Origin of the sequence: Neobacillus rhizophilus (assembly GCF_018343535.1) — a bacterium.
GTDB classification, from domain to species: Bacteria; Bacillota; Bacilli; order Bacillales; family Cytobacillaceae; genus Neobacillus; species Neobacillus rhizophilus.
The window spans coordinates 1-14,115 of the sequence record NZ_JAGYPF010000002.1; the positions used below are offsets into that span (position 1 = coordinate 1).

The window sequence follows — 14,115 nt, forward strand, 5'->3', positions numbered from 1 at the left end:
ATCCTTAGAAAGGAGGTGATCCAGCCGCACCTTCCGATACGGCTACCTTGTTACGACTTCACCCCAATCATCTGTCCCACCTTAGGCGGCTGGCTCCTTACGGTTACCCCACCGACTTCGGGTGTTACAAACTCTCGTGGTGTGACGGGCGGTGTGTACAAGGCCCGGGAACGTATTCACCGCGGCATGCTGATCCGCGATTACTAGCGATTCCGGCTTCATGCAGGCGAGTTGCAGCCTGCAATCCGAACTGAGAATGGTTTTATGGGATTGGCTCCACCTCGCGGCTTCGCTGCCCTTTGTACCATCCATTGTAGCACGTGTGTAGCCCAGGTCATAAGGGGCATGATGATTTGACGTCATCCCCACCTTCCTCCGGTTTGTCACCGGCAGTCACCTTAGAGTGCCCAACTGAATGCTGGCAACTAAGATCAAGGGTTGCGCTCGTTGCGGGACTTAACCCAACATCTCACGACACGAGCTGACGACAACCATGCACCACCTGTCACTCTGTCCCCCGAAGGGGAAATTCCTATCTCTAGGAGTGTCAGAGGATGTCAAGACCTGGTAAGGTTCTTCGCGTTGCTTCGAATTAAACCACATGCTCCACCGCTTGTGCGGGCCCCCGTCAATTCCTTTGAGTTTCAGCCTTGCGGCCGTACTCCCCAGGCGGAGTGCTTAATGCGTTAGCTGCAGCACTAAAGGGCGGAAACCCTCTAACACTTAGCACTCATCGTTTACGGCGTGGACTACCAGGGTATCTAATCCTGTTTGCTCCCCACGCTTTCGCGCCTCAGCGTCAGTTACAGACCAGAAAGCCGCCTTCGCCACTGGTGTTCCTCCACATCTCTACGCATTTCACCGCTACACGTGGAATTCCGCTTTCCTCTTCTGCACTCAAGTCCCCCAGTTTCCAATGACCCTCCACGGTTGAGCCGTGGGCTTTCACATCAGACTTAAAGGACCGCCTGCGCGCGCTTTACGCCCAATAATTCCGGACAACGCTTGCCACCTACGTATTACCGCGGCTGCTGGCACGTAGTTAGCCGTGGCTTTCTGGTCAGGTACCGTCAAGGTACCGGCAGTTACTCCGATACTTGTTCTTCCCTGACAACAGAGCTTTACGACCCGAAGGCCTTCATCGCTCACGCGGCGTTGCTCCATCAGACTTTCGTCCATTGTGGAAGATTCCCTACTGCTGCCTCCCGTAGGAGTCTGGGCCGTGTCTCAGTCCCAGTGTGGCCGATCACCCTCTCAGGTCGGCTACGCATCGTCGCCTTGGTGAGCCGTTACCTCACCAACTAGCTAATGCGCCGCGGGCCCATCTGTAAGTGTCAGCCGAAACCGACTTTCAACCTTCCCTCATGCGAGGGAAGAAATTATCCGGTATTAGCTCCGGTTTCCCGAAGTTATCCCAGTCTTACAGGCAGGTTGCCCACGTGTTACTCACCCGTCCGCCGCTAATCACCAGGAGCAAGCTCCCAGTGATTCGCTCGACTTGCATGTATTAGGCACGCCGCCAGCGTTCGTCCTGAGCCAGGATCAAACTCTCCAATAAAGTTGAGTTGATTAGCTCAAAAATGTTACGTTGGCTTCGTTTCAAACGAAACGAATATTATTGTTTGTTGACGTTTTTGTTTGTTTAGTTTTCAAAGGTCAATTTCTCTATCGCTCAGAAGCGACTTTATAAATATATCACCCGTTTAAGTTAAAGTCAACATGTTTTAATCATTTTTTTACTATATAAATATAATAAATTCAAAAGTAATGTTAAATAAAGAAAACAGAGCACCTTTTCAGTGCTCCGTTTATGATTATTCTTCATCAGAAGTGGTATTCACATCTGGGTTTTCACCTGATGCGTTTTCTTCTGTTTCCTCTGTATTTTCATTTTCCTGAACTTCTTCTTTTTCTACTTTAGCCACGGTTGCCACATATTCGTTCTCTTCATCGCCAAGGCTGATTAGTTTTACACCCTGTGTATTCCGGCCCATTTTGGAAATGCCGGCTACATCGATACGAATCAAGACCCCGCCTGTTGTAATCAGCATCAAGTCCTCTTCACCGGTTACCGCTCTCATCGAGACAAGGTCACCGTTCTTATCTGTAATATGGCAGGTCTTAATACCTTTCCCGCCGCGGCCTTGAATGCGATACTCAGAAGCAGCAGTCCGCTTTCCGTAGCCATTTTTCGTTACAATCAGCACTTCATTATCTTCCTCAAGCACTTCCATGCCGACAACCTCATCATCGTTGTCCAAGGTAATGCCTTTTACTCCTGTAGCGGTGCGGCCCATCGAACGGACATCTGTTTCCGGGAAGCGGATCAGCATACCTTTTTTTGTACCGATAATAATATGCTTGCTGCCGTCAGTCATACGGGCAGAAATAAGCTCATCGCCCTCACGCAGACTTATGGCGATTAGTCCGTTATTCCGGATATGGGCAAACGATGACAGCGGTGACCGCTTGGAGACACCTTCTTTTGTGGTAAAGAACAGGTACCAATCGTCCACGAATTCTTCAACAGGGATAATTGCATTTACCCATTCACCTTTTTCAATACCCAGCAGATTGATAATCGGAATGCCTTTCGCCGTGCGGCCGTACTCCGGAATTTCATATCCTTTGGAACGATAGACCTTCCCCTTATTGGTAAAGAAAAGAATCGTATCATGGGTTGAAGTCGTGATCAAATGCTCGACAAAATCATCTTCATTGGTGCCCATACCTTGGATTCCGCGGCCACCGCGTTTTTGTGCGCGGTACGTGGAGACAGGGAGACGCTTAATATAACCGTTATGGGTTAATGAAATGACGATGTTTTCGCGTGGAATCAAATCCTCGTCCTCAATGTTTTCAATTCCGCCTGCTGCAATCTCAGTGCGGCGTTTATCATTGAAACGTTCTTTGATTTCAAGAAGTTCTTCGCGGATAATTTCAAGGACTTTTTCCTCGTCCGCTAAAATGGCTTTTAACTCTGCAATGAGTTTTACAAGCTCCTGATATTCATCTTCAATCTTTTCTCTTTCCAAGCCTGTTAAACGCTGCAAGCGCATATCAAGGATGGCCTGGGCTTGTTTTTCTGAAAGATTAAATTGGGTCATTAACCCTTCACGGGCGATATCTGTCGTTTGCGAGTTGCGGATTAACGTAATGATAGCGTCAATATGGTCAAGTGCGATTCGCAGACCTTCTAAAATATGTGCCCTTGCTTCGGCCTTACGCAATTCAAATGCAGTACGGCGGCGAATGACTACCTTTTGATGGTCTAAATAATAGACTAAACATTGCTTTAGGCTTAGCACCTTTGGCTGCCCATTCACAAGCGCTAGGGTGTTAATTCCAAAGCTGGTTTGCAGCGCCGTCTGCTTGTATAAATTATTCAGCAAAACATTGGCGTTGGCATCCTTACGAACTTCAATGACAATCCGCATTCCGCGGCGGTCTGATTCATCGCGCAGGTCAGTGATGCCATCAATCTTTTTATCACGGACCAATTCCGCTATTTTTTCAATCAGTTTTGCTTTATTTACCTGGTAGGGAAGCTCATTAACAATAATGACCTCTTTACCGTTGGATTTTTGTTCAATTTCTACTTTTGCTCGTATAGTAATGGAGCCCCGTCCTGTTTCATAAGCCTTGCGGATGCCGCTGCGGCCTAAGATGATCCCTCCAGTAGGGAAATCAGGCCCCGGGATGATCTCCATCAGCTCCTGAGTGGTAATATCAGGGTCATGGCTGACTGCCAAAACAGCATCGATAGTCTCGCCGAGCTGATGAGGCGGGATGTTGGTTGCCATCCCAACGGCAATTCCAGTTGTACCGTTCACTAATAGGTTAGGGAACCGCGCTGGCAAGACAACCGGTTCTCTTTCCTCGCCATCATAGTTATCTTGATAATCAATCGTGTCTTTGTTAATATCTCTTAATAATTCCATTGAGATTTTCGACATTCTTGATTCAGTGTAACGCATCGCCGCAGCCGCATCACCATCAACCGATCCGAAGTTTCCGTGGCCATCGACAAGCATGTAGCGATAGTTGAAATCCTGCGCCATCCGGACCATGGTTTCATAAACAGCGGAGTCACCATGCGGGTGATACTTACCAATAACATCCCCGACAATACGGGCTGACTTTTTATATGGTTTGTCTGCATGAATTCCTAGATCGTGCATAGCATAAAGAATACGGCGGTGAACCGGCTTCAGGCCATCACGAACATCCGGAAGGGCACGTGAAACGATAACACTCATTGCATAGTCAAGAAACGAGGATTTCATTTCTTGGCTAATATTAATTTCTTTTACTTGAGAATTTGGTGTTTCAGCCATAATTGGTACCTCCTGTTAGGGTGTCACCTAAAATAAAAAAGGAGGATAGTGGACACCTCTACCCTTTTTCCCTTTTTTTAGCTAATAGGAAATTGTAAATTTTCACACATTTATAATTTCCTAACGCATAAATTCACTACACCTCTATCTTCGTCCTATCGGACCCGCCAATTGGCGAGTTTTCATTTATGTTATATATCTAAATTTTTCACGTATTGAGCGTTTTCTTCGATAAAGTTCCGGCGTGGTTCGACCTTTTCGCCCATCAGCATATCGAAGGTGTCATCCGCTTCGATCGCATCTTCTAGACTTACCTGAAGCATCGTTCTCGAACCTGGATCCATGGTTGTTTCCCATAACTGTTCAGGATTCATTTCTCCCAAACCTTTATAGCGCTGAATATTAGGCTTAGGCTGGCTTGGCAGCTCGGCAAAAACCTTGTCAAGTTCCTTGTCATTATAGGCATATTCCACCCGTTTTCCCTGCTGCACTTTGTAAAGAGGCGGCTGGGCGATATATACATAACCAGCCTCGATAATTTTCCTCATATAGCGGTAAAAGAAGGTCAGCAGCAGCGTACGAATATGGGCGCCATCGACGTCCGCATCCGTCATGATGATGACTTTATGATAGCGGGCTTTTCCAATATCAAAATCCTCACCAATACCAGTGCCAATGGCTGTAATCATTGCCCGGACTTCATTATTGGAAAGAATCCGATCAAGACGTGCCTTCTCAACGTTCAGAATCTTACCGCGAAGCGGCAGGATTGCTTGGAAATGACGGTCGCGTCCTTGTTTCGCCGAACCACCCGCTGAGTCACCCTCAACGATATACAATTCGCTTTCTGATGGGTCTTTAGAAGAGCAGTCTGCCAATTTCCCGGGTAAACTAGATACTTCTAGCGCACTCTTGCGGCGGGTCAATTCCCTTGCCTTTTTGGCAGCGAGCCTTGCTCTTGCCGCCATTAGACCTTTATCGACAATCTTTTTAGCAACCATCGGATTTTCCAACAAGAACTTTTCAAAATGCTGAGCAAAAACGGTATCTGTTATCGCCCTGACTTCAGAATTTCCGAGTTTAGTTTTTGTTTGCCCCTCAAATTGCGGGTCCGGATGCTTAATCGAAACAATCGCTGTCAGGCCTTCGCGAACATCCTCACCGGAAAGGTTCGCGTCGCTTTCTTTAATCAGGTTGTTTTTTCTAGCATAATCGTTAATAACCCTCGTTAAAGCCGTTTTGAAACCAGATTCGTGGGTTCCGCCTTCGTACGTATGAATATTATTGGCGAATGAGTAGATGTTATCTGTATAGCCTTCATTGTATTGCAGGGCAACCTCAACGCTGATTCCATCCTTTTCGCCCTCCATGTAGATAGGCTCTTCAAGAATGACCTCTTTCGTCCGATTTAAATGCTCAACATAGGATTTAATTCCGCCCTCATAATGATACTCATTGCGTTTATTTTCGACACGCTTATCTTCTATGGTGATTTTGATTCCTCGGTTAAGGAATGCGAGTTCACGAAGGCGTGTTGCCAGAATGTCATATTCATATTCAAGTGTTTCTGTGAAAATTTCTCCGTCCGGCCTAAAATGGGTTATGGTTCCGGTTTTGTCGGTGGTACCAACCACCTTTAGTTCAGAAACGACATTGCCGCGTTCAAATTTTATTTCGTGAATATTACCGTCGCGATGTACATAGACTTCCAGCTCAGTAGATAGGGCATTAACAACCGATGCACCAACACCGTGCAGGCCGCCTGAAACTTTATAGCCTCCGCCGCCAAACTTTCCTCCGGCATGGAGAACTGTCATAATGACCTCAACGGCAGGTCTGCCCATTTTTTCTTGGATGCCGACCGGAATACCGCGCCCATTATCCTTTACCGTAATGCTGTTATCTTCTTCAATCGTGACATTGATTTCGTCACAGTAGCCCGCAAGTGCCTCGTCAATACTATTATCAACGATTTCCCAAACAAGATGGTGAAGCCCTTTTCCGCTTGTTGAACCGATGTACATACCCGGTCTTTTCCTCACAGCCTCTAGGCCCTCCAACACTTGTATCTGATTGGCATCATATGCCTGCTCCTGAACTGCTTTTTGATCCATTGTCACTTGATTCACCTGCACTTTCTGCCAAATAAATCCTTATTTTTTGAAAAATTATTATGCTATTAAAATTCTTGTAAATGCATTTGGCTGGAACGTCTTTTTAACGTTCCGGAGGCTATCGGGGACAAATACACTTTGTCAAATGTAATCACAACTGATTTAAAAGGATTTTTTGAGAGGTTGATGACCTTATCCTGATGCCGCTGCAGGAATTCCCCAGCCAACTCAGAATTTTTCACACTATCTTTGTCCAATATGGAGATAATATCCTTTGCCCTAATATTGAGATCTTCCCCGATATGAATATACATGTTCCACCTCAATCTACTTTCTGAATAATACCGGACGAAACCTGGAAGGTTGAGGCTTCCTTTAATGTCTGGTGGTCTATTCCATCAACACTGGTTGTGGTAACAAAGGTTTGAACTTTACCCTGGATGGTATTTAATAAGTGAGATTGCCGATAATCATCTAATTCCGACAACACATCATCCAACAGTAAAATAGGGTACTCACCAATTTCCGCCTGAATTAATTCAATTTCAGCGAGCTTTACCGACAGCGCAGTCGTCCGCTGCTGTCCTTGTGATCCGAACGTTTGCACATCTCTTCCGTTTACGAAAAACAATAAATCGTCCCGATGTGGGCCAAATAGGGTAGTACCACGTTCGATTTCTCTTGTCTTCACCTTTCCGAACTTTTCTTCAAAGCATGTTACCATTTTCGACAACTCTTGTTCTTCTAATACCTCTACGGAAGGTTTATAGTTGATTTCAAGTGTTTCCAGGCCCCTTGATATCCCTTTATGAATCGGACCAGCCCATTTTGCAAGCAAGTGAAGGAATTCAAATCTCTTCGCAATAATCTTTACAGCAACTTGAATAAACTGCTCTGTTAAGATCTCGAGCATTGTTTGATCCGTTTGTTTTTTTATCTGAAGCATTTTCAGATAATGATTGCGCTGTTGAAGTATTTTTTGATATTGGCTCATATCATGTAAGTAAATAGGGGATATCTGGCCAATTTCCATATCAATAAATCGCCTGCGCACCTGAGGACTTCCTTTTACCAAATTAAGATCCTCAGGAGCAAACATGACAACATTCATATTCCCGACATACTGGCTTAATTTCTGCTGCTCAATATGATTAAGTCGTGCTTTTTTTCCCTTTTTTGAAATAACTAATTGTAAAGGCAATGAGCTGTACTGTTTTTGAACCCTACCTTCTATTTTAGCATACTCCTCGTCCCAGCGAATAAGTTCTTTATCATTGGAGGTCCGGTGGGATTTAGCCATGGCCAAAACATAGATGGATTCCATCACATTGGTTTTGCCTTGGGCATTTTCACCTAATATGACATTTACTTTATTTTCAAATTCAATAAATAACTCTTCATAATTGCGATAGTTTTTTAACGATAATGATTCAATATACATTGACTTCTCGTCCTTTACCTATTCGGTAATCACAAATTCTCCAATACCGGGAATTTGGACTTTGTCACCGGCGCGAAGTTTCCTTCCTCTTCTTTGATCCTGTTCGCCATTTACAAAAACTTCATGCTCACTTAAAAACCACTTGGCCATTCCGCCAGTAGAAATAACATCGGCAATCTGCAAGAACTGTCCCAATGTTATAAATTCAGCTTCGAGCTTTATTTTTTCAGGCATCCGCATCACCTAATTCTTAAAAAGTCTCAATACTTTATTTTACTAAAAAAACGGAACAGTTACAAAGGAAACCAAAAATAAACTTATGTTTGTCAAAAAGAAGACCGCCAGTGGAAGAAAGGCGGCCTATGAATAATAGCTTATATATGTTTAGTACGTTCTTACCGGCAAGATAAGCTGTAAAATCGTTTCATCATGAAGAGGGCGGATCAGGAATGGACGCATCGCCCCAGTAAAGCTCACTCTAATATCCGTTCCTTCAAGAGCCTTCAACGCATCCATCATGTATTTAGCGCTGAAAGAAATTTTTAAATCTTCTCCCTCAATGGATTCACTTTGGATTTCTTCGACAACCTTCCCGATTTCTGGAGTATTTGAGGAGATTTCAATGATTCCTCCCTCAATCGTAGAAAGCTTAACAACATTATTTCTGCCTTCGCGTGCTAAAAGGGAAGCACGATCAATTGCATGTAAAAATTCTTTTGTGTTGACAGTAACATCCGTTTTACTTTCATTCGGAATCAATCTTGATGTATCGGGATAGTTTCCTTCCAATAATCTTGAGAAAAATAAAAGGTGCTTTGCTTTAAACAAAATTTGATTCTCGGTAATGACAATATCAATTTGCTCATTCGAGTCATCAATAATTTTGCTAAGTTCATTCAGACTTTTTCCTGGAATGACAACGTTGTAGCTGTCACTCGTTTCCATTTCTACTTTTGCTTTGCGGAGTGCAAGGCGATGGCTATCTGTTGCAATACAGGTTAATTCGCCATTCTCAATTCGCCAGTTTACACCTGTCAAGATTGGCCGTGTTTCAGATGTGGACACCGCAAAATGAGTTTGTCTGATCATTGCCTTCAATAGGTCAGTAGCAATATGGAACTTATTATTTTCTTCAATCTGTGGCAGGTGTGGATATTCCTCTGCATCCAAACCAATCAGGTTAAATTCTGATTTACCGGAACGAATAACGGTTTGCAGGTGGTTTAATACCTCAATTTCGACAGAATCTGTTGGCAGCTTTTTCACGATTTCGCTAAAAAACTTCGCCTGCAAAACAATGGAGCCTGTTTGTTTAATTTCTACAATCTCATCGCCGGCTTCTTCTTTAGGGATAAATGATTCAATGGAAATATCAGAATCACTTCCAGTTAAGGTTACTCCCTCGTCTGTTGTGGTGATTTTAATCCCCGTTAAGATTGGAATGGTTGTTCTCGATGTGACAGCCTTCATTACATCCTGGACACTTTGAACTAAGCGGTCGCGTTGGATTATAAATTTCATGTTTAAATCCTCCGTTTTAGGAATATTTTTTAACGCAATTACATATAATATTTTTTTAAAAAAATTAGTAGAAGTACTAGTAGGGCTTGTTAACATGTGGATAACTAGCTTTTTCAAAGGAAACACAGCCTATCCACATGTGGACAGACTGTGTATACATTCTCGGAAGTTATTCACAATAGGTCTAAATTTTCAACAGGTCATTTAGTTCTTTAATTTGCCGCTGCAGTTGAGAATCAGTTAGCAGCAGCTTTGAAATTTTTTCATGAGCATGAATAACGGTGGTGTGGTCACGGCCGCCAAATTCTTCTCCTATTTTCGGCAAAGAATAATCGGTTAATTCACGAGATAAGTACATGGCAATCTGCCTAGGGAAAGCAATTGACTTTGTTCGCTTTTTCGCCTTAAAATCTTCAAGCTTAATGCTAAAATGTTCGCCAACAATCTTTTGAATATCATGAATGGTAATTACCTTTGGCTTAGAGGAAGGAATAATATCCTTCAATGCCTCCGCTGCCAGATCAGCATTGATATCCTTATTGATTAACGAAGAATAAGCGACAACTCGGATAAGTGCCCCTTCAAGCTCACGAATGTTGGAATCAATTTGATTCGCAATATACAGCATCACTTCATTAGGGATATCGAGGCCCTCTGCCTTCGCTTTCTTTCGCAAAATGGCAATTCTCGTTTCCAAATCTGGAGGGGTGATATCTGTGATTAAGCCCCACTCAAAGCGTGAACGCAAGCGGTCCTCCAAGGTTGGAATCTCCCTTGGCGGCCGGTCACTGGAAATGACGATTTGCTTACTTTCTTCATGTAGGCTGTTAAAGGTATGGAAAAATTCCTCCTGGGTTGATTCTTTTCCAGCCAAAAACTGAATATCATCTATTAGGAGGACATCCACGTTTCGATATTTATTGCGGAAATTCTCAGCCTTGTTGTCACGAATCGAGTTAATAAATTCATTTGTAAATTTTTCTGATGATAAATAAACTACTTTAGCTGAAGGATTATGATCTAAAACATAATGACCGATCGCGTGCATTAAGTGCGTTTTTCCTAATCCGACGCCTCCGTAAATAAATAAGGGATTGTATGCTTTGGCCGGGGCTTCCGCAACGGCAAGCGAAGCAGCATGGGCAAAGCGGTTTCCGGATCCAATTACAAAAGTATCAAATGTATATTTTGAATTTAAAATATTAGAAGGAAAATCGTTATGCTCTTCATCCTTTTTCGCCTTTTTTGGCGGTGTCGGGATTTCAAGCTCCTCCTCCTTCTGATTTTGCGGAATGATAAACTTTACAGCTAATTCTTCCCCTGTAATATCGTAAAGAATTCCTGAAATTAGCTGAGAATAGCGTTCCTCCAGCCAATCGCGGGCAAATTCATTTGGCGCTGTGATGACAAGCAAATCGCCCTGAAGGGAATGAGCCTTTGTTGATTTTAGCCAAGTATCAAAGCTCGGTTTGCTGATTTTTTTCTCTATATTGGCAAGGGCCGCATGCCAAAGATCCGCAATATTTTCCACTAGTTTCCCTCCTTTTTATTTAAATACTCCGATGACGTTAAACTCCCAAGAAACGTTATCTATTTGAATTCTTCATCTCTCATTCGGTGCAATATTGGGTATGAAAATTTTTTTCATCCATGAGTACAACCTATTAATTTATTAAAATATGAACAGTGGTTGTGGAAAACATATAATAAGGAAATAATGTGGAGTTTCGACAATATCCACCTCTTGTGGACAAGTTTTTACAGAACCGATGAATAAACTGTCCACAGGTTATCCACAATTTGTGGATAAAGACTAAGGGTGACAAAGTTATTCAGAGTGAAAACACAAATATAATAACAAATAATATCAAGGTTTGCAATGGTTTTTCAAGATTTATCCACAACCTCAGTGGGCTGTGCATGAAAATTGTCCACAGGTTGATAATTTGTGAAAAACCTGTCAATATCTTGTGTGGATAGTCCGAAATTTGTCGATTTTTTATCCACAGTGAGCTGAGAGTAGTCTTCAGGCTATTTTTTATCTAAACGGGCAAAATAATTCTTACCGAACCGAATCTAAGGGATCTGGGAAAAGGTAACAATATTAGGACAGTAGTTGACAATATAAAGTTAACATCTTTATAATAAGTAAGACTGTCGTTTTAAATTTATAGGCTTATCCTCTGGGAGGTGTAATATAATGAAAAGAACGTATCAACCAAATAAGCGTAAGCACAGCAAAGTTCACGGTTTCCGTAGCCGCATGAGTTCAGCAAACGGACGTAAAGTTCTTGCTCGTCGTCGCCGAAAAGGAAGAAAAGTATTATCAGCTTAGACCACTGAAACGTCTCAGTGGTCTTTTTTTAAATCACTTTATAACGCTTTTTGATTCAGAAAAACGTTGATTGGAGCGGAAGGCGCGAAGACTCCTGCGGGAGTACGGGATAGGGGAGACCCCTCGGGAGCAAAGCGACGAGGAGGCTCCCTAACCGCCCGCGAACCGCTTGCGCCTGGAGCGGAAATCAACAGACCTGTTTAACAGAGCCTTTAGAATAAGGAGGACTGTTCGGTTTTATGAAAAAGGAGCTCCGAATTAAAAAGAATCAAGATTTTCAAGTTGTTTTTCAAAAAGGTCGTTCTTTTGCTAACCGGCAATTTGTCGTCTATTCATTAGAAAAGGAAGGACAGAGCCATTTTCGAATTGGATTGTCTGTCAGCAAAAAGCTAGGCAATGCCGTAACAAGAAATCAAATTAAAAGATATGTCAGGCAAGCAATTTTTGAGCTGAAAGAACAATTAACGCCAGGAAATGATTATGTAATTATCGCCAGAAAGCCTGCCAGCGAAATGGACTTTTTTGAGATCAAAAGCAGTCTAACCCATGTATTAAAGGTTGGTAAGGTTTTAAGAAAAAATGATTAGGTGATAATTGTTAAGGAACTAGCCAAATTCAGCACAAACTGAGCAGACATAACCTGTAAAAAAATGATAAAATATCCTTTGAAACATAGCATTGGGAGAAATACATAAATGGAAACTCGCCGATTGGCGAGTCCGTTAGGACGGTTTATGAGGCGTAGTTGAATTTATGCGTTAAGAAAGTATAAAATTGGGGGAAATTTTATACTTTCTTATTAGCTAAAAAGAGGACAAGCAATTATCTATTATAAAGAAACAAGGAGGAAAAACCGGTTGAACAAACGAATATTATTGTTATTCGGACTGCTTTCTGTTTTCCTGCTGCTGACTGGGTGCAGTGAATTCAATAAACCAATCACGGCAGAGAGTACAGGTTTTTGGAATGAATATATTGTTTATCCATTATCATGGCTGATTAAAGAAATGGCTCATTTGCTAGGCGGAAACTTTGGGTTATCGATTATCGTTGTAACTATTCTAATCCGCCTGGTGATCCTGCCGCTGATGATTAAACAGACAAAAAGCTCAAAAGCAATGCAGGCTTTGCAGCCGGAAATGAAAAAGCTTCGTGAGAAATACAGTTCAAAAGATGCAAAAACACAGCAAAAGCTCCAACAGGAGACGATGGCTCTTTTCCAAAAACATGGGGTTAACCCAATGGCGGGCTGTTTTCCGTTAATCGTTCAAATGCCGATTTTAATTGGGTTTTATCATGCAATTTCGAGAACAAGAGAAATTGCCCAGGATAGCTTCCTTTGGTTTGACCTTGGTGAAAAGGATCCATATTATATCCTGCCGATCGTTGCAGGGATCACTACATTTATTCAGCAAAAAATCATGATGGCGGGGCAGGAGCAGAATCCGCAAATGGCGATGATGCTTTGGATGATGCCAATTATGATTGTTATTTTTGCTTTCAATTTCCCAGCAGCTCTTTCCTTGTATTGGGTTGTCGGAAATATTTTTATGATTGTTCAAACCTATTTTATTAAAGGACCGGATTTAAAGGCGAATGCCACCGGTAATGCGGGAGGAGCAAAAAAGTGAAACAGGTAACTGCTACAGGACAAACCGTCGAAGAAGCAGTAGAATCAGCTTTAGCTCAATTAAAGACAACAAAGGACCGCACTGAAATTAACATCATTGATGAAGGAAAAAAGGGGATTTTTGGCATTTTCGGCTCACGGCCGGCGGTAGTAAAGGTGTCCGTAATCCACGACCCGATTGAAGAAGCTAAGAAATTTCTGATGCAAGTCGGCGAACAAATGGGCGCACCTGTAAGTATTGATGTGAAGCGTGATGGTAAGCAGGTGCTGTTTGTTTTGACAGGTGAGAAAATTGCGCTGCTTATTGGCAAGCGGGGACAAACACTGAACTCTCTTCAATATTTGACGCAATTAGTGATAAACCGCCATTCGGAGCAATATTTTACCGTGATTCTGGATGCTGAGGATTATCGAAACAGACGAAATGAAACGCTCATCCAGCTGGCCAACCGCCTGGCGCAAAAAGCCGTTCAAACAGGAAAGGATGTCGCTCTTGAACCAATGCCATCCTACGAGCGTAAAGTTATTCATACTGCCTTATCCGAAAATAAACGGGTCAAAACCTCTTCCGATGGAACAGAACCCCATCGCCATGTTGTGATTTCACCAGTGAGAACAAGATAACATCCTGCCAAAAGGCAGGGTGTTTTTTTATTAGGAAAAGAAAAATATAAAACACCTGTTGATTGGAGCGGAAATCAACAGCCTTTTTTGTAGTTTTTTTGAAAAAATCCCTG

Annotated in this window: 11 protein-coding genes and 1 rRNA gene; 4 read left to right on the forward strand and 8 right to left on the reverse strand. The window is 42.7% G+C overall.

The window, feature by feature from the left end:
- Positions 1–8: 8 nt before the first annotated feature.
- The 8 genes from KHA99_RS08005 to dnaA all read right to left on the reverse strand — a co-directional run bounded on the left by KHA99_RS08005 (position 9) and on the right by dnaA (position 10,944).
- Positions 9–1,558 (reverse strand): 16S ribosomal RNA (locus KHA99_RS08005).
- A 256-nt stretch (positions 1,559–1,814) separates the two neighbouring features.
- Complete coding sequence (gene gyrA, locus KHA99_RS08010) at positions 1,815–4,337, reverse strand: DNA gyrase subunit A (RefSeq protein ID WP_213116945.1); 2,523 nt, start codon at positions 4,335–4,337, stop codon at positions 1,815–1,817.
- A 191-nt stretch (positions 4,338–4,528) separates the two neighbouring features.
- Positions 4,529–6,451, reverse strand: a complete 1,923-nt coding sequence (gyrB, locus tag KHA99_RS08015) for a DNA topoisomerase (ATP-hydrolyzing) subunit B (protein WP_213116946.1) — start codon at positions 6,449–6,451, stop codon at positions 4,529–4,531.
- Between the two features lie 65 nt (positions 6,452–6,516).
- A complete protein-coding gene (gene remB / locus KHA99_RS08020) occupies positions 6,517–6,765 on the reverse strand; it encodes an extracellular matrix regulator RemB (protein WP_213116948.1) in 249 nt (82 codons plus the stop codon).
- 8 nt (positions 6,766–6,773) lie between these two features.
- Complete coding sequence (gene recF / locus KHA99_RS08025) at positions 6,774–7,892, reverse strand: DNA replication/repair protein RecF (protein ID WP_213116949.1); 1,119 nt, start codon at positions 7,890–7,892, stop codon at positions 6,774–6,776.
- 18 nt (positions 7,893–7,910) lie between these two features.
- A complete protein-coding gene (yaaA, locus tag KHA99_RS08030; RefSeq protein ID WP_213116950.1) occupies positions 7,911–8,126 on the reverse strand; it encodes a S4 domain-containing protein YaaA in 216 nt (71 codons plus the stop codon).
- A gap of 150 nt (positions 8,127–8,276) precedes the next feature.
- A complete protein-coding gene (gene dnaN / locus KHA99_RS08035) occupies positions 8,277–9,413 on the reverse strand; it encodes a DNA polymerase III subunit beta (RefSeq protein ID WP_213116951.1) in 1,137 nt (378 codons plus the stop codon).
- A 184-nt stretch (positions 9,414–9,597) separates the two neighbouring features.
- Positions 9,598–10,944, reverse strand: coding sequence for a chromosomal replication initiator protein DnaA (dnaA, locus tag KHA99_RS08040; RefSeq protein WP_213116952.1), 1,347 nt, complete (start codon positions 10,942–10,944; stop codon positions 9,598–9,600).
- 669 nt (positions 10,945–11,613) lie between these two features.
- On the opposite strand from dnaA, the gene rpmH reads away from it, so the two are divergent.
- From rpmH to jag, 4 genes are all read left to right on the forward strand, one after another.
- Positions 11,614–11,748 (forward strand): 50S ribosomal protein L34, encoded by a 135-nt coding sequence (rpmH, locus tag KHA99_RS08045; protein ID WP_066059809.1) that lies wholly within the window; start codon positions 11,614–11,616, stop codon positions 11,746–11,748.
- A 239-nt stretch (positions 11,749–11,987) separates the two neighbouring features.
- Positions 11,988–12,335 carry a ribonuclease P protein component gene (gene rnpA / locus KHA99_RS08050; protein ID WP_213116953.1) on the forward strand — a complete coding sequence of 116 codons (348 nt, stop codon included), beginning with the start codon at positions 11,988–11,990 and terminating at the stop codon, positions 12,333–12,335.
- A gap of 270 nt (positions 12,336–12,605) precedes the next feature.
- Positions 12,606–13,379 carry a YidC family membrane integrase SpoIIIJ gene (gene spoIIIJ / locus KHA99_RS08055; protein ID WP_213116954.1) on the forward strand — a complete coding sequence of 258 codons (774 nt, stop codon included), beginning with the start codon at positions 12,606–12,608 and terminating at the stop codon, positions 13,377–13,379.
- Positions 13,376–14,002 carry an RNA-binding cell elongation regulator Jag/EloR gene (gene jag, locus KHA99_RS08060; RefSeq protein ID WP_213116955.1) on the forward strand — a complete coding sequence of 209 codons (627 nt, stop codon included), beginning with the start codon at positions 13,376–13,378 and terminating at the stop codon, positions 14,000–14,002. Before spoIIIJ ends, jag begins: the two co-directional genes overlap by 4 nt.
- Positions 14,003–14,115: the final 113 nt, after the last annotated feature.